This window comes from Nesterenkonia sp. Act20, assembly GCF_019173455.1.
GTDB lineage: Bacteria > Actinomycetota > Actinomycetes > Actinomycetales > Micrococcaceae > Nesterenkonia.
The window spans coordinates 1,963,850-1,978,978 of the sequence record NZ_JADPQH010000001.1 but is presented as its reverse complement, the minus strand read 5'-3'; the positions used below and the strand labels follow the sequence as shown (position 1 = coordinate 1,978,978).

The window sequence follows — 15,129 nt, the reverse complement described above, 5'->3', positions numbered from 1 at the left end:
GGTCAGTACCTCACTCTCGGGTCGATGAGTGCGGCAAGGACGTCCACCGCGAAGTTGGTCAGCGCGACGATCACCGCGAGCAGAGCCACGATTCCCTGCACGGCCACGAAGTCCCGAGCACCCAGGTATTGGGCGAGCTGGAAGCCCAGCCCGCGCCAGCCGAACGCGGTCTCGGTCAGGATGGCCCCGCCGAGCATCAGCGCGATCTGCATGCCCATCACGGTGATGATCGGGATCAGCGCCGGCTTATAGGCATGCTTGCGCAGCAGTCTGCCTTCCCGCACGCCGCGGGAGCGGGCGGCGTCGACATAGTCCATGGACAGGGTGCCGATGAGGTTGGTCCGCACCAGCCGCAGGAAGACTCCTGCGGTGAGCAGACCCAGAGCGACGGCGGGCAGCACCGCGTGAGCGAGCACGTCTGAGATCAGGTCCCAGCGGCCGGTGCGCAGCGCGTCGATGATGTTGATCCCGGTGGAGCCGGAGATCCGGTCGAGCACCAGCTGGGTGCTCGTGCTCGCCCGGCCTCCCAGTGGGAACCATCCGAGCCAGACCGAGAAGACGAGCTTCAGCAGCAGGGCGGCGAAGAACACCGGGGTGGCGTAGCAGAGGATCGCGAAGATCCGCAGCAACGCATCCGGGATCTGATCACGGCGGTAGGCGGCGAAGCGGCCCAGCGGGATGCCGACCACGAGCGCGACCACCAGGGAATAGAGGACCAGCTCGAGAGTTCCGGTGCCGTAGGTCACCAGGATCTCGCTGATCTCACGGTTGTCTGTGAGGGTGCGGCCGAAGTCACCGGTGAAGATCTGGCCGATGTACTCGAAGTACTGCACCAGCACCGGCCGGTCATACCCGGCCTCGGCGAGGCGGGCGTTGAGCTGATCCGGGGTCAGACGACCCCCGACCGAGGCGGAGATCGGATCACCGACCACCCGCATGAGGAAGAAGACCAGCGTCACCAGAATGAACACGGTCGGGATGATCAGCAGGAACCTGACCAGGATGTAGCGGCCCAGGCCGCCGCCCCCGGAGGTCTTTCCGGCGGCGGCGGTCGGAGGCGTTGCGGTGTCAGCGATGGTCACGCTGGTCCTCTTCTCTCGGAATTTCTCATGCGATGCTGCACAGACCGGCTGACCCGCGGATCAGCAGGTCAGCCGATCAACGGGTCAGCAGGGGGACGATCAGCGGGTCAGCGAGGCGTAGCGGAACTTGAAGGACGCATCCAGCGTCACGCCCTCGATGTCGTTGGCCGAGACCGCCACCTGGGCACCCTGGAGGTACGGCAGCGTGGAGAGATCCTCTGCCACCAGCTCCTGAGCCTGAGTGATCATCTCTTCACGCTCTGCCTCGTCCGGGGTGCTGGCCTGCTCCAGGATGAGGTCATTGACCTCCTGGTTGGAGTAACCGTTGACGAGGAAGTTCTCCTCCAGGAAGAACGGGGAGAGGTAGTTGTCTGCGTCGGAGTAGTCCGGGAACCAGCCGAGCTGGTACGCCGGGTAGACACCCTCCACGCGCTCCGCGTTGTAGGTGTCCCACAGCGTGGACTGCAGGTTGACCTCGAAGAGACCATCCGATTCCAGCTGGCTCTCGATCATGGCGTATTCCTCATCCGAGGAGTTGCCGTAGTGATCGGGGCTGTACTGAAGGTTCAGCTCGACCGGCGTCTCGATACCGGCCTCCTCCAGCTTGCTCGCAGCAGCCTCGGCATCCGGGCCGCCCTCGCCGTCGCCGTACATCTCCAGAAGCGGCTCGGCCGCACCGGTCAGTCCCTCGGGGACGTAGGAGTACAGCGGGGTGTAGGTGCCCTGGTAGATCTCTTCGCTCAGCGCCTCGCGGTCCAGCAGGTCCGCCGCGGCCTGGCGCACGGCCAGGGCCTGCTCCTCGTCGGCGTCCTCGGTCTCGGCGCCGAAGGGCTGGGTGTTGAAGTCGAAGACCATGTAGCGGATCTCGCCGCCGGGTCCGTCGTGCACCGTGACGTTCTCGTCCTCACGGAGGTCACCGAGGTCGGTGGGGCTCAGGTTGCGGAAGGCCAGATCGATGTCGCCCTCCTGCACGGCAAGCTTGAGCTGTGTCTCCTCGGTGAAGTACTGCGCGGTGATGACGTCAGTCTCTGCCGCGTCGAGCAGACCCTGGTAGTCCTCGAAGGCCTCGTAGCGGATCAGTTCGTTCTCGGTGTAGTCCGTGATCGCGTACTGGCCGGCGAACGCGTCTCCCTCGACGATGTCCTCGGAGGGGGTCAGCTCGGTGGGAGAGAAGACGTCCTCATCCACGATCGGGCCCACCGGGGAGGAGAGGATCTGCGGGAACGTCTGATCGTCCTCGCTCTTGAGGTTGAAGACCACGGTCTGCTCATCCGGGGTCTCGACGCTGTCCAGGTTGTAGAGCAGGGAGGACGGCCCGTTGGGATCCGCGATCTCCAGCTGGCGGTCGAAGGTGAACTTCACATCGGAGGAGGTCAGCTCGTTGCCGTTGGCGAAGGTCAGACCCTCCTTCAGCGTGACCGTGTACTGCGTGGGCTCGGTGAACTCCGCGGACTCGGCGATGTCCGGCTCGACGTCCGGGCTGCCGTAGGGAGTGTTCATCAGGAACGGATACACCTGGTTCTGCACGGAGAACGAGCCGTTGTCATAGGAACCGGCGGGGTCCAGGGAGGTGACGACGTCCGTGGTGCCGATCGCGATGCTGCCGCCGTCGCCGGAATCTCCGCCGTCGCCGCCGCCGTCGATGTTCTCGGTCTCTGCGCATGATGCCAGCACGAGTGCCAGGCTGGCGGTGAGAGCGACCGCGCTGAAAGCACGGCGTCGATGTCCTGAGAATGCCATGAGTCAAGTCCTTGCGAGTGATGGGCGACCGTCGGCGGGGTGCTGCGGCGGCCGAGGACACGGTGAGTCCTACGCGTCCGGCGTCAATTGAAACACACAACATTCTCGCCAGATGACACGCGTGGAGGATTTATTCAGAATGTAATGCTGGGGTGCACGTCACGGCTCGGTGCAAATTTCTGCGCGTGCTGGTGTACTGGGGCCGGACCCTATCTCAACCCCTATCTCAACCCCTAGAACAGGTGGTCTCGATGAGCAGCGTAGAGATTCTCAAAGATGTTGCACGGCGCCCCCGCGATGAGGCACAGGCGCTGCGTTCCGCGCTGAGCCCCACCCTGCTGAACGCGCATCCGCACCATGACAACTCCATCGCCTGGCTGCTCTGGCACGCGGCCCGGGAGATCGACGAACAGATCGCCACGCTTTCCGGATCGGAGACGGTGTGGACCGCCCAGGGGTTCGACGCCCGTTTCAACCTCGGCCTGAGCGAGCACGACATGGGATTCGGACATTCCCCGAAGCAGGCCCGCCAGATCCGCGTCCAGGACGCTGATCTGCTGCTGGAGCACCTCGACGCGGTGGTCCAGGCGCAGCTGACCTACCTGGACTCGCTGAGCGAAGCGGACCTGGAAGAGGTCATCGATGAGCAGTGGGATCCACCGGTGACACGCTCGGCACGGCTGGTCAGCGTCTCCCTCGACGCCGTGGCACATGTCAATCAGGCCGCTTACATCACCGGGATGGGCGCGGACGCTTTCGACGCCGACCACGCCGACCAGCCCCGCTAGACGAGAACGGCGCGCAGCGTCGGCCGCCGACCAAAAGCTCGCCACCATGATTTAGTGGTGACATGCCAGCGCGCATCTGCTCCATCGGCACGGCCCTGCCGGAGACCTCGGTCCCGCAGCACGATCTGCGCGCCTTCTTCGCCGACCAGCCCGACGTGAGCCGGCTGACCCGGCGGCTGATCGGAGCAGCCTTCGACGCCGCCGGCATCGAGACGCGCCACACGGTGCTCACCGGCCTGGGCGGGTCTCCCGACGGCCAGTTCGTCGGGGACGGCGCCACCCTGCTGAACCCTGGCACCGGCACGCGCAACGATCTCTACCGCGACGCCGCACCGCAGCTTGCTGCCGACGCGGCCCGCAGCGCTCTGGCCGAAGGGGAGATCACTGCCAGCCAGGTCACCCACGTGGTCACGGTCTCCTGCACCGGGTTCTTCGCGCCCGGGCTGGACTACCGGCTGATCCGCGACCTGGGCCTGCCTGAGACCGTGGAACGCAGCCACCTCGGATTCATGGGCTGCGCCGCCGCCCTGCCGGGGCTGCGCCTGGCCTCTCAGATCACCACCGCGCAGCCCGAGGCAGTGGTGCTGGTGGTCTGCGTGGAGCTGTGCTCACTGCATATCCGCGACACGGCCGACGCTGAACAGATCGTGGCCGCCTCGGTCTTCGCCGACGGCGCGGCCGCGGCCGTGGTCACCGCCGATGACGCCGCGGGACGGCCCGGCGGGATCATGCTGGAACGCTTCGCCACCGCGTTGACCAGCGAGGGGGAATCCGACATGGTCTGGACCATCGGTGACCACGGCTTCAACATGACGCTCTCCGCCGAGGTCCCGCGCATCATCGGACGCGAGATCCGCGCCGCCCTCGACCGCTTCCTCGGTGAGGAGCCGCCGCCGTCGACCTGGGCGGTGCACCCCGGGGGACGCAGCGTGCTGGATCGCGTGGAAGCCGGTCTGCAGCTGGAGCCCTCTGCGCTGGACTCGTCCCGGGCGGTGCTGCGCGAGAACGGCAACATGTCCAGCGCCACCATCTTGTTCATCCTGCGCCGGCTCCTGGACGACGCTGCGGTTTCCGGTCCGATCGCGGCGCTGGCCTTCGGCCCCGGGCTCACCGTGGAATCCGCGCTGATGCACAAGAGCGGCTGAGCCGAGACCTCGATGAGCCGCCTCGACCTCTCCACCCGCGATGAGCAGCTGCGCGAGCTCATGGACGATCCCGACTGCGATCCGCAGCGCCTGCAGGCCACGCTGCGCCGCTTCGGTCTGGTCAATCGTGTGATCTCGGGCTGGGACCTGATCTACCGCCGACGGCTGCGCAGCCTGCTGACCAGCTTCGATCAGCCAGCCCGGGTGCTGGATCTCGGTTCCGGCGGCGGGGATGTGCTCGCACGGCTGGCCCAGCTCTCCGCGGCCGACGGGATCACCGTGGAATGGACCGGGGCCGACCCGGACCCGCGCGCCCACGAGGCGGCGCTGCGCCGGGCCCAGCCTGGGATCACCTTCCACTGCGCAGACGCGGAGCAGCTGATCTCCCGCGGGGAGACCTTCGACCTCGTGCTCTCCAACCATGTGCTCCACCACCTCGATGCCGAGGAGCTGCGGCAGTTCACCGCCGCATCCCAGCAGCTCTCCTCCGGCACCGTGCTGCACGCCGACATCGCCCGCGGTCGCCTCGCCTACGGGCTCTACGCGGTGGCCATCACCCCGGTGGCCCCGGGCACCTTCCTGCGCACCGACGGGCTGCGGTCCATCCGGCGCAGCTACCAGCGCGCCGAGCTCGCCGCCGCGCTGGGCCCGGCCTGGGAGGTCTCCTCCCCCGCCCCCTTCCGGCTGCTCGCCCAGGGGCCCGGCCATGGCTGAGGTCATCGTCATCGGCGCCGGACCGGTGGGCCTGCTGCTCGCCGCCGAGCTGTTCCGCCGCGGCATCAGCGTGGAGGTCCTCGAAGCGCGCGAGGAGCCCGGCTCCGACAGCCGAGCGATCGGCATCCACGCCCCGGTGCTCGCTTCACTGCAGCGCTCCGGACTCACGGCCGCGCTGCTGGAACACGCAGTGCGCGTGCGACGCGGCGAAGCCCGATCCGAGGGTCGCCTGTTGGGCACCGTGCGCTTCGACCGCCTCTCCACCAGATTCCCCTTCGTCGCGACCCTGCCGCAGGCCGCCACCGAAGCCGTGATCTCCCGTGTCGCGCCGGAGCCGCGACGCGGGGTCCGGGTCAGCGCGCTCGCGGCCCGGGCCGAGCACGTGGAGGTGAGCACCAGCCACGGAGACCGCCACGCCCCGATCGTGGTCCTCGCCGGCGGCTCCCGCTCCCGAGAGCTGGTCTATCGGGACCCGGTGGCGCGCACCTATCCGGACCGGTACCTCATGACCGACGCGGAGGTCTCTGCTCGCCAGGACCAGGGCACAGCGGTGGTGCACCTGGAGACCTCCGGAGTGCTGGAATCCTTCCCGCTGCCCGGACGACGACGACGCTTCGTCGCCTGGGACTCCCCCGACGCCTCCACCGAACCGCAGCAGCGACGGGAGCGCATGCACCGTGTGCTGGCGGCCCATGGCGAATCGGTCACCGCCGAGGTCACGGGATTCGGGGTGCGCCGGTTCGTCGCCCCGCAGCTGCGCAACGGGCGACTCCTGGTGATCGGCGACGCCGCCCATGAGGTCAGCCCCATCGGCGGACAGGGGATGAACCTGGGCCTGCTCGACGCCGCCACCCTCGCCCCGCTGCTGACGAAGTGGATCAACACCGGGACCGCCCCGGAGGAGGCCCTCCAGCGGTGGGAGCAGAACCGGCTCCGCTCGGCGCGACGCGCGGGACACCTGGCCGGGCTGAACACTCGGCTGGGCAGACCGGCGGGACCAGCAGCGAACACGCTGCGCAGCGGCGGGCTCCAGGTGATGCTGGGGCCGGGCACCGGCAGGCTTTTCGCCCGTGCCTACGCGATGGGCTTCGACTCCGCAGCCTGAGACTCAGCCGGCGAGGGAACCGCCTGCCGCCACCAGCTGTGCTGCCAGCAGCAGCGCCGCGAGCATGACCAGTCGAAACAGCAGCCGCCCGGAGCGTCCCTTCACTGCGAGCACCAATGTCACCAGGACCACCGCGACCTCCAGGGCGAAGAACAGCCAGGAGATGACCGGGATCTGCGTGAGATCGACACGCAGGATCTCCCCGTCGGCCGCCCCGGCCGTCACCGCCGTCGCCCCAGCTGTCACCGCGATCGCCCCGACCAGCACCGCGGCAGCCGCGAGCGCCGCCGAGGGACGCGCACCGAGCCGGTGCGGCAGGCCCGAGATGCCGGTGCGGGCGTCGTCGTCGAGGTCTGGCAGCACGTTGGTCAGATGGATCGCCGCACCCAGGGCGCCACCGGCGAGCAAGGCCCAGGGGGCCGCCAGCTGCGGGTCATGGGCGGCGAACGTGGCGAAGGTGGGGAAGGCACCGAATCCCAGGATGAACGGCAGGATCGAGATCGGTGTCGCCTTCAGCCCCGCGTTATAGGACCAGGCCGAGGCGAGGAAGATCCCGTGCGCGGCGAGCATTCCGAGACCGAGCGGGGCGGAGAGCGCCAGCGCAAGCACCACTGCGAGGACCGCGGCGACCCATGCCGTGCGCAGGCTGATGTCGCCGCGAGCGATGGGCTTGTCGGTGCGGCCCACCGCACGATCACGTCCGGCGTCCAGCGCGTCATTGGACAGGCCCACCGAGAGCTGTCCGGCGAAGACGGCGAGCGCGAGCAGCACGATCCGCCCCAGGCTGAGCCCCGCCGCGACCGAGAGCGCGGCCGCGAGTACAGTGACGACCAGGGTGGGACCAGGATGCGTGGAACCCCACAGCCCGCGTGTCATTCGGAGAAAAGCCCCAGTCATGGGCTCAGTGTCTCACTGCGCGGGCACCATTCCATGTCACGGTGCACCCACCACACCGGCGCACTGTGCGACGGCACAGGAGAGGGAGTTCGATGAACACGAACCAGCAGGCCGCCGCGATGGCAGGGCTTCTCGGCGTCACCGGGGCGCTGCACTTCCTCTACCCCGCCCCCTTCGATTCGATCGTGCCGCCACAGCTGGGGGACAGACGCCGGATCACCCACGCCAGTGGCGTCGCCGAACTCAGCTGCGCCGCCGCGCTGATGATCCCGGCGACTCGTCGCGCCGGAGGGCTGGGCACGGCGGCCCTGATGCTGGCTGTCTACCCGGCGAACCTATACTCCGTGAAGAAGTACTGGCGCCACCCGCGGGCTCGCGCCGTCGCCCTGGCTCGGCTGCCGCTGCAGGTCCCGCTGATCCGCGCCGGGTGGAACATCGCTCGGGCCTAGAGTTCGACAGACCCCCCGGCGCCGTGTTTACGGTGGAGGAAGAACGGTCAGACAGGCCCGTGCGCAGACCTGAGAGCTGCGGCACGCGCCAGCGGACGAACCGTTGGCGCGCACGGCCCGCTGGCCGGAGCAACTGAAGGAGCATCATATGCGCCACGACGAATTCTTGAAGACCGTCTCCGAAAAGGGCGGCCCCAGCGACCGCGCGCAGGCTGACAAGCTGGTCACGGTCGTGCTGGAGAATCTCGGCAAGCGCCTCAAGGGGGGCGAAGCAAGCGATCTTGCTGCCCAGCTGCCCCAGGAGCTGAAGGCTCCGCTGACCTCCCAGACCGAGACCGAGACGCTCGATGACGTGGATGACTTCCTGCGTCGCGTGGCCGGTCAGCTGGGCGAGGACCTCGGCACCGAGGACGCCCTCCCCCAGGTCAAGGCAGTGTTCTCCACCCTGGCCGACTCGGTCTCCGAGGGCGAGATCAAGGATCTGCGCTCGCAGCTGCCGACCGGGTTCGCTCCGCTCTTCGCCTAGAGACACCTCACCCGTGGATCTACGGGTTCAACCCCCGCTGGGCCGTCGGCCCAGCGGGGGTTTTGGTCTCTAGGACGGGACCGCTCTCTATGACGGCTAAGGAGCACCTGAGGCTGTGTCAACACCTGTGAACACGTTCCGCATCATGCTTCTGGCTGACCCTGGCCTGCCTACACGTCGGGTCAACTCCATCCAAGAATCTTTCAGCGCCGAAGCGCGCAGGCTCATCGGCGACGAGGTCTCGGTGTATTCCGAGACCAGGATGCTCAAGATCCGTCCCGATGACACCCTCGATCTCAGCGCCGTGCGCGAGATCGACGATGAGAATGAAGACGCCGACGCGGTCATCATGCTGACCGAGATCCCGCGCCACACCAAGGGACACCCGCTGATCTCCGAGATCTTCCCCGAGCAGAACATCGCGATCGTCTCCTGTCCGACCCTGGGCGCCTGGGCCACCAAGCGCAGGATCCAGAAGGTCTTCACCGGCTCGCTGCTGCGCCTGCTGCCCGAAGGCACCGGCCCGGACCCGGAGAAGTATGACGCCCGCTGGAGCCGATGGCAGGACACCGAGCGTGGCACCGCGCTGGGTCTCTTCGCGCACACCTTCACCGGCGGCCCCCGCACCGTGTTGGGAATGGTGCTCGGCAATGACCCGATGCGGGCAGTCCCGAAACTCTCCAGCGCGTTGGCCGCCGGTGCGGCGACCGGTGCCTTCGGCATCTTCTACAGCTCCATCTGGCAGATGGCCGATGCGCTGAGCTCGACACGCCTGCTGCTGGTGGGACTCGCCGCCGTCGCGACCATGATCTTCTGGCTCATCCTGCGCGACGGCCTCTGGGACCGCCCCAAGAATCGCAGCCTGGCCACCGTGGTGACGCTCTACAACGGCTCCACCGTGATCACGCTGCTGTTCTGCATCATGGTGCTCTACCTGTTCCTGGTGCTGGCGATCTTCCTCGGCGCTCTGGTCATCATCGACGCCGAGTACATGTCCACTGTGATCGGCCGCGAGGCGGAGCTCTCGACCTACCTGCACATCGCCTGGTTCAGCGCGGGTCTGGGGGTCTTCGCCGGCGCTATCGGCTCCAGCTTCGACTCCGGGGTCGATCTGCGCCGGCTGACCCATGGGCAGCGCGAGCGCCAGCGCCAGTACACTCAGGGCGCATGAACGATCAGCAGACGCTCCAGCGCACACTGACCTCCCTGGACGGCCGAGGCTACGCCGCGTACAAGCAGCTGACCGGCTCCTATGATCTCGGTGCCTTCCGGCTCCTCGTGGACAAGGTGCAGGTCGACCCGTTCGCTCCGCCCTCCCTGATGCGACTGCGCCTGAGCCGGACAGAGGCAGGATTTCCTTCTGCACTGCTGGCGGACCGCGAGGGCCGGATCGCGACCGGGGACTTTCTCACCCGCGCCTTCGCCGCGGCTCTGCGAGGAAGTCATACGTCCTCGCCCGAGAGCGACGCCATCAGCATCGGCACGCCCGGGCAGCAGGTGCTCGAGCGCACCAGCGTGCTCATCACCGAGGAGTTCATCGAAGCACGCCTCACCGTCGGGCTGCCCGCCGCAGGACGCAAGGCGCTGGGTCGCAAAGCTGCGCGGCTGCTCACGGAGACGCTGCCGCGGATCGCCGAGACCGCCTTGCTCCACGCCAGCGTGGACCAGACCGCCCTACAGGACCACGTCACGCTCTACCGCGACCAGCTCGCCGTGCAGGCCCAGCTGGCGGAGCGGCGCCTGGTCTCCTTCGTGGCGGACGGCGCGGTGCTGCCCCGCAGGTCAGGGGACTCCGACCGCCCACTCGCAGAGGCCGCAGTCCAGTTCCGCAGCCCGGAATCGCTGCGCGTGGGTTTCGAGCTCCCCAGTGGCCGCAGCCTCACCGGGATGGGCGTCCCCGAGGGAGTCAGCGTGATCGTCGGCGGCGGGTACCACGGCAAGTCCACTCTGCTCCGCGCCATCGAGCGCGGCGTCTACCCGCATATCGCCGGGGACGGCCGCGAATGGGTCATCACCCGCAACGACGCCGTGTCCATCCGCGCCGAAGATGGTCGCGCCGCCGCCGGGGTGGACATCTCACCCTTCATCTCCGGGCTGCCCTCGGGCACGGACACCCGCAGCTTCTCCAGCACCAATGCCTCCGGCTCCACCTCCCAGGCCACGAACCTGGTGGAAGCAGTGGAGGCCGGGGCCAGCGCGCTGCTGATCGACGAGGACACCTCAGCCACGAACTTCATGATCCGCGACGAGCGCATGCGCGAGCTCATCCCGGCCCAGCGGGAACCGATCACCCCCTTCGTGGACCGGGTCCGTCCGCTCTTCACCGAGCGCGGGGTCTCCACCGTGCTGGTGGCCGGTGGTTCTGGCGCCTTCTTCGAAGTGGCCGATCACGTGATCGCCCTGCAGGACTACACCCTGCGCGATGTCACTGAGGAGGCGCACCGCATCGCGGCCCGGCACGCCGCTCCCGCCGCTTCGGAGCTCCCCGCGACTGGCGCCACGGCCACTGCTCCCGCCGCGGCGACCGGGATCTTCGCAACGGCCGCGGCACGGATCCCACAGCGAGACTCGCTGCACCCGGCGAAGAAGACCAAGCCCGCTCGGGGCCGAGGCCGGGACGCCATCCAGTATGGCCGCGAGGACGTGGACCTGGCCGCCGTCGCCCAGCTCGTCGATGCCGCCCAGACCGAGGCCATCGCCAAGGCACTGGACCGGCTCGCCGAGCGCACAGACGGGGTCAGCGATATCGCCAGCATGGTCAAATCTCTGCTTCAGGAGGTGGATGCCTCCGGGCTCGAGTCCCTCTCTCCCCATCGGGGTCATCCCGGGCATCTGGCACGTCCGCGCGCCCACGAGATCCACGCGGCGCTCAACCGCTACCGAGGCCTGAAAGTCAGGGACTGATCACCATGGCCATCAGCATGTGGGAAGTCGGGGACGACGGCGGCGTCTACGTTGTCGATCTCTCAGCGGTGGATGCGCCACGCACCTCCTCCCATGGCCTGCTCTGGGTGGACCTCCAGGCGCGCGACGCACCGGACCTCGCCGCGCTGGCCGAGGGCCTTGGTCTGCAGGAGGCCGAGCTGGACTTCCTGGCGGGCAACCGGAGCCGGCTGTCGATCCCCTCGACCTCCTACGAGTCGGTCGCCGCTGTGCTGCATCGGGTCTGCCTCACCGCTGCTCAGCAGTTCAACTTGGCCGAGCTGCGCGTGCTCTCGGCGAAGAGCCTCATCATCACCGTGCAGACGGCGACGGAGGGTCTTCCCCCGCTCAACGTGCTGGATGCGGTGCCAGCACGCCCCGCTGCCCTGACCGCGGCCGACGCGGTCTCTGGGATCATCAGCGCCGTGCTGCGCGAGTATCCCGCGGTCCTGGATCACCTGGAGGATGCCGTCGAAGAGATGGAGGGCCTACTGTTCCAGGAAGCCCGGCTGGATGCCGAGCTCTCACACAAGATTTACCAGCTGCTCCAAGAGGCTCACCGATGCGAGTGGGCGCTGCGACCCCTGGAGGCGCTCTCCTCGGAGGGCGGTTCCAATGCCGCCGACGCAGCCGCGGAATCAACTGCTGAGGATGCCCCCTCTCCCATCTGGAGCGATCTCATCCGCCGGGCACGGCGGATGCGCGACCGCGTCGAGCTGCTGCGCTCGCACCTGGAGAACGCTGTGACGCTGCACTCCACGCTTCTGACGATCGAACAGAACGAGGCGACCCGTCGGCTGGCTGACGCCTCCTACGCCCAGGGTGAGCAGAGCAAGAAGATCTCCGGCTGGGCGGCGATACTGTTCGCGCCGACGCTCATCGCTTCGATCTATGGCATGAACTTCCGCCATATGCCGGAACTTCACTGGAGCGCCGGATATCCGCTGGCACTCGCCCTGATGCTGGGCCTGAGCCTGGGGCTGTGGCTGGTCTTCAAGCGCCGGAATTGGCTCTGAGCCGCGCACGGACCCTCACTCCAGGCTCGGGCCACCCATGCTGACGCGCTTGCGCCGAAGCCCGAGGCTGAGCACCAGCCCCCAGAGCAGGAGCATCGGGTACCAGAGCAGAGCCTGGCCCCATCGCGCCGTCGGGTCCTCCACGGTGAGTCCAGGCCATAGCAGGAGCCCGAGGTTGATCGCCGTTCCGGCCGCGCCATAGAGGATCAGCGCCAGTGCGACGACCCGGGAGAGGTTCCACCACAGCGCTCGGCGAGCCGCCAGTCCGTAGACCGCCACCAGCGGGACCACTGCCGCCGCCGATTTACCCAGCGCGATGCCCAGCAGGCCGGACCCGATCAGAACTGGATAGCGTCCCCGCAGGTCGACAAGCCACTGACCGATGGTGTCCAGCAGCGCATCCCCGCCGAAGGCCCAGTAGAAGCTGGGTGCCGCATTGAGCAGACCCAGCGCGGCAGCGCCCCAGATCAGCCCGCTCCCTGAGCGGTGCTGACCCTCAGGAAGGTCCTGCGACTCAGTCCGGTGCTGACCCTCAGGAAGGTCCTGCGACTCAGCCGCCATGACTGCCTGGGGCCCCGACGCCTCCAGCAGAACTGGCGGTGGGACGGGTCTCTTCGAAGCTGAGCAGCATCTCCGCCGCGCGGCGGGCCTTCATCGCCATGGACACGTCCCCGGTGATCGCGGCGGTGACCTGAGCGCCCTCCGCGAGCAGCATCAGCTGGTCACCCAGCTCGGCGGAGAATCCGGCGTCGATCGCGAGCTGATCCATGTAGTTGCGAAAGTCACGCTTGTGCTCGGCGGCCTTTGCCGCCACGGCGGGGGACTCCGTGGCGAGTTCACCGAAGGCGTTGATGAACACGCAGCCGCGGAAGTTCTCGGCGCGGAACCACCCGGCAAGGTAGTCATAGATCGCCAGCAGACGCTCTCTGGGCGATTCGGCACGCTCGACGGCGGCCGTGACCTCCCCGGCCCAGATCTGGTGCCGGTAGTCCAGCACTGCGAGCACGATGGACTCCTTGGACGGGAAGAGCCGGTAGATCAGCTTCAGCGAGACCCCTGCGTGCTGGCGCAGCGCATCCATGCCCACCGCGCGGAACCCGTGGGCGTAGTAGAGAGCATCGGCGGATTCGATGACTGCTCGGCGCAGCCGGAGATCCCCCGAATCGCGCAATCCTGCGTCCCCCTGACGCGTCATTCCGACCCTTCTCTTTCCCTCGATTTCCGTTGCTCTTCACAGTGCCGTCATTCCAGTGTACTTGCCAGAGAACGATGGTTCTCCTATGGTGAGAGGAGTGGAGAACGAACGTTCTCCGGACTGAAGGAGGAACTGACTTGTCGCACGTCACCGTCGGGACCGAAAACAGCACAGACATCTCTCTCTACTACGAGGATCACGGCGCAGGACAGCCGGTGGTGCTCATTCACGGCTACCCCCTGGACGGATCATCCTGGGAGAAGCAGACGGCAGCTCTGCTGGACGCCGGATACCGAGTCATCACGTATGACCGCCGCGGGTTCGGAAAGTCTTCCCGCCCCACCACGGGCCACGATTACGACACCTATGCTGCGGATCTGCACGCGGTCATGAAGGCACTCGACCTCCGCGACGCCGCGCTGGTCGGCTTCTCCATGGGCACCGGTGAGGTGGCCCGCTACCTGAAGAACCACGGAACCCAGCGAGTGGACAAGGCAGTCTTCCTCGGCTCGCTCCAGCCTTTCCTGCTGCAGACCGGGGACAACCCCACGGGCGTCCCGCAGGACGTGTTCGATGGACTCTTCGAAGCCGTCAGCACCGACCGCTACGCCTTCTTCACCAGCTTCTTCAATGATTTCTTCAACGCCGAGGAGAACCTCGGCGGTCGACTCAGCGAAGAGGCGCTGGCAGCCAACAAGGGGCTCGCCTACGCGGCGGCACCGTATGCCTCGATCTGGGCGCAGCCGACCTGGCTCACCGACTTCAGGGACGACGTCGTCGCGCTCGGGGAATCCGAGGTCTCCACACTGATCGTCCACGGCACGGCCGACAACATCCTGCCCATCGATTCCACCGGGCGACCATTTCATGAGGCCCTTCCCTCGGCGAGATATCACGAGATCGAGGGCGCTCCCCATGGCATGCTCTGGACCCATGCCCAGGAGGTCAACGAGCAGCTCCTGACCTTCCTGCGCGGCTGAGCGACGTCCAGGCGGCGTCAGGCCGCGGCCGAGAAACTGACACAGACCAGCTCCGTGCATCCGCATTGAGCAACCGAATCGAAGGAGAAACATCATGCCTACACGTACAGCCCGCACCGCCTGGAACGGATCACTCGAAGAGGGCTCCGGCCAGGTCGAGCTCAGCAGCTCCAAGATCGGCACCTACGATGTGTCGTTCCCGAAGCGCTCGGCCGAGGAGGCCAACGGCAGCACCAGCCCCGAGGAGCTCATCGCCGCGGCGCACTCCTCCTGCTACGCCATGCAGCTCTCCGCCGTGCTCTCCGGCGCCGGCGGCACCGTGGAGTCTCTCGACATCCGCGCAGAGGTCTCCCTCGGCGAAGATCCCGACGGCGGCTTCAAGCTCACAGGGATCAAGCTCATCGTCCACGGTGAGGTCAGCGGAATCGACGAGGACACGTTCCTGAAGTCCGCCGAAGAAGCCAAGACCGGCTGCCCGGTCAGCAAGGCGCTCACCGGGGTGGACATCACTCTGGACGCCACCTTCGAGAGCTGATCCGCTAAGACCACATCGGTCCAGCACACGTCTGC

General features: G+C 67.5%; 16 protein-coding genes. 11 read left to right on the top strand and 5 right to left on the bottom strand.

Annotation, left to right across the window (positions count from 1 at the left end):
* Positions 1–2: 2 nt before the first annotated feature.
* Together IY716_RS09140 and IY716_RS09135 are read right to left on the bottom strand one after the other, a co-directional pair.
* On the bottom strand, positions 3–1,082 hold the full coding sequence (locus tag IY716_RS09140; RefSeq protein WP_369699651.1) for an ABC transporter permease: 1,080 nt from the start codon (positions 1,080–1,082) through the stop codon (positions 3–5).
* Between the two features lie 99 nt (positions 1,083–1,181).
* Complete coding sequence (locus IY716_RS09135) at positions 1,182–2,822, bottom strand: ABC transporter substrate-binding protein (protein ID WP_218221215.1); 1,641 nt, start codon at positions 2,820–2,822, stop codon at positions 1,182–1,184.
* 251 nt (positions 2,823–3,073) lie between these two features.
* On the opposite strand from IY716_RS09135, the gene IY716_RS09130 reads away from it, so the two are divergent.
* From IY716_RS09130 to IY716_RS09115, 4 genes are all read left to right on the top strand, one after another.
* A complete protein-coding gene (locus IY716_RS09130; RefSeq protein ID WP_218221214.1) occupies positions 3,074–3,610 on the top strand; it encodes a DinB family protein in 537 nt (178 codons plus the stop codon).
* A gap of 62 nt (positions 3,611–3,672) precedes the next feature.
* Entirely contained in the window at positions 3,673–4,755 is a 1,083-nt protein-coding gene (locus IY716_RS09125) for a type III polyketide synthase (RefSeq protein ID WP_218221213.1), read from the top strand.
* 12 nt (positions 4,756–4,767) lie between these two features.
* Positions 4,768–5,469 (top strand): methyltransferase domain-containing protein, encoded by a 702-nt coding sequence (locus tag IY716_RS09120; protein ID WP_218221212.1) that lies wholly within the window; start codon positions 4,768–4,770, stop codon positions 5,467–5,469.
* Positions 5,462–6,574, top strand: coding sequence for an NAD(P)/FAD-dependent oxidoreductase (locus IY716_RS09115; protein WP_218221211.1), 1,113 nt, complete (start codon positions 5,462–5,464; stop codon positions 6,572–6,574). Before IY716_RS09120 ends, IY716_RS09115 begins: the two co-directional genes overlap by 8 nt.
* A 3-nt stretch (positions 6,575–6,577) precedes the next feature.
* On the opposite strand, the gene IY716_RS09110 is transcribed toward IY716_RS09115, so the two are convergent.
* Positions 6,578–7,471, bottom strand: coding sequence for a UbiA family prenyltransferase (locus IY716_RS09110; RefSeq protein ID WP_218221210.1), 894 nt, complete (start codon positions 7,469–7,471; stop codon positions 6,578–6,580).
* 92 nt (positions 7,472–7,563) lie between these two features.
* Here IY716_RS09110 and IY716_RS09105 point away from each other — a divergent pair, with 92 nt between their 5' ends.
* From IY716_RS09105 to IY716_RS09085, 5 genes are all read left to right on the top strand, one after another.
* Positions 7,564–7,920, top strand: coding sequence for a hypothetical protein (locus IY716_RS09105; RefSeq protein ID WP_255316483.1), 357 nt, complete (start codon positions 7,564–7,566; stop codon positions 7,918–7,920).
* 148 nt (positions 7,921–8,068) lie between these two features.
* Positions 8,069–8,446: a DUF2267 domain-containing protein gene (locus IY716_RS09100; protein ID WP_218221209.1), complete on the top strand. Its 378-nt coding sequence runs from the start codon at positions 8,069–8,071 to the stop codon at positions 8,444–8,446.
* Positions 8,447–8,561: 115 nt separating this feature from the next.
* Entirely contained in the window at positions 8,562–9,617 is a 1,056-nt protein-coding gene (locus IY716_RS09095) for a hypothetical protein (RefSeq protein WP_369699650.1), read from the top strand.
* Complete coding sequence (locus IY716_RS09090; protein ID WP_218221208.1) at positions 9,614–11,350, top strand: ABC-ATPase domain-containing protein; 1,737 nt, start codon at positions 9,614–9,616, stop codon at positions 11,348–11,350. Before IY716_RS09095 ends, IY716_RS09090 begins: the two co-directional genes overlap by 4 nt.
* Positions 11,351–11,355: 5 nt before the next feature.
* On the top strand, positions 11,356–12,384 hold the full coding sequence (locus tag IY716_RS09085) for a CorA family divalent cation transporter (RefSeq protein ID WP_218221207.1): 1,029 nt from the start codon (positions 11,356–11,358) through the stop codon (positions 12,382–12,384).
* 15 nt (positions 12,385–12,399) lie between these two features.
* Here the strand turns inward: IY716_RS09085 and IY716_RS09080 are convergent, their stop codons facing one another.
* Positions 12,400–12,945: a DUF3995 domain-containing protein gene (locus IY716_RS09080; protein ID WP_218221206.1), complete on the bottom strand. Its 546-nt coding sequence runs from the start codon at positions 12,943–12,945 to the stop codon at positions 12,400–12,402.
* Positions 12,935–13,579 carry a TetR/AcrR family transcriptional regulator gene (locus IY716_RS09075; RefSeq protein WP_218221205.1) on the bottom strand — a complete coding sequence of 215 codons (645 nt, stop codon included), beginning with the start codon at positions 13,577–13,579 and terminating at the stop codon, positions 12,935–12,937. Before IY716_RS09075 ends, IY716_RS09080 begins: the two co-directional genes overlap by 11 nt.
* A gap of 137 nt (positions 13,580–13,716) precedes the next feature.
* Between IY716_RS09075 and IY716_RS09070 the strand changes: the two genes are divergently transcribed.
* Together IY716_RS09070 and IY716_RS09065 are read left to right on the top strand one after the other, a co-directional pair.
* On the top strand, positions 13,717–14,559 hold the full coding sequence (locus IY716_RS09070) for an alpha/beta fold hydrolase (protein WP_218221204.1): 843 nt from the start codon (positions 13,717–13,719) through the stop codon (positions 14,557–14,559).
* Between the two features lie 94 nt (positions 14,560–14,653).
* On the top strand, positions 14,654–15,094 hold the full coding sequence (locus IY716_RS09065) for an OsmC family peroxiredoxin (protein WP_218221203.1): 441 nt from the start codon (positions 14,654–14,656) through the stop codon (positions 15,092–15,094).
* Positions 15,095–15,129: the final 35 nt, after the last annotated feature.

Excerpts from the sequence above, each read along its gene's own strand:
- IY716_RS09075 (WP_218221205.1), bottom strand. The coding sequence starts at position 13,579 with ATGACGCGTCAGGGGGACGCAGGATTGCGCGATTCGGGGGATCTCCGG.
- IY716_RS09105 (WP_255316483.1), top strand. The coding sequence starts at position 7,564 with ATGAACACGAACCAGCAGGCCGCCGCGATGGCAGGGCTTCTCGGCGTC.
- IY716_RS09135 (WP_218221215.1), bottom strand. The coding sequence starts at position 2,822 with ATGGCATTCTCAGGACATCGACGCCGTGCTTTCAGCGCGGTCGCTCTC.
- IY716_RS09100 (WP_218221209.1), top strand. The coding sequence starts at position 8,069 with ATGCGCCACGACGAATTCTTGAAGACCGTCTCCGAAAAGGGCGGCCCC.
- IY716_RS09125 (WP_218221213.1), top strand. The coding sequence starts at position 3,673 with ATGCCAGCGCGCATCTGCTCCATCGGCACGGCCCTGCCGGAGACCTCG.
- IY716_RS09110 (WP_218221210.1), bottom strand. The coding sequence starts at position 7,471 with ATGACTGGGGCTTTTCTCCGAATGACACGCGGGCTGTGGGGTTCCACG.
- IY716_RS09120 (WP_218221212.1), top strand. The coding sequence starts at position 4,768 with ATGAGCCGCCTCGACCTCTCCACCCGCGATGAGCAGCTGCGCGAGCTC.
- IY716_RS09080 (WP_218221206.1), bottom strand. The coding sequence starts at position 12,945 with ATGGCGGCTGAGTCGCAGGACCTTCCTGAGGGTCAGCACCGGACTGAG.
- IY716_RS09130 (WP_218221214.1), top strand. The coding sequence starts at position 3,074 with ATGAGCAGCGTAGAGATTCTCAAAGATGTTGCACGGCGCCCCCGCGAT.
- IY716_RS09115 (WP_218221211.1), top strand. The coding sequence starts at position 5,462 with ATGGCTGAGGTCATCGTCATCGGCGCCGGACCGGTGGGCCTGCTGCTC.
- IY716_RS09065 (WP_218221203.1), top strand. The coding sequence starts at position 14,654 with ATGCCTACACGTACAGCCCGCACCGCCTGGAACGGATCACTCGAAGAG.
- IY716_RS09085 (WP_218221207.1), top strand. The coding sequence starts at position 11,356 with ATGGCCATCAGCATGTGGGAAGTCGGGGACGACGGCGGCGTCTACGTT.
- IY716_RS09090 (WP_218221208.1), top strand. The coding sequence starts at position 9,614 with ATGAACGATCAGCAGACGCTCCAGCGCACACTGACCTCCCTGGACGGC.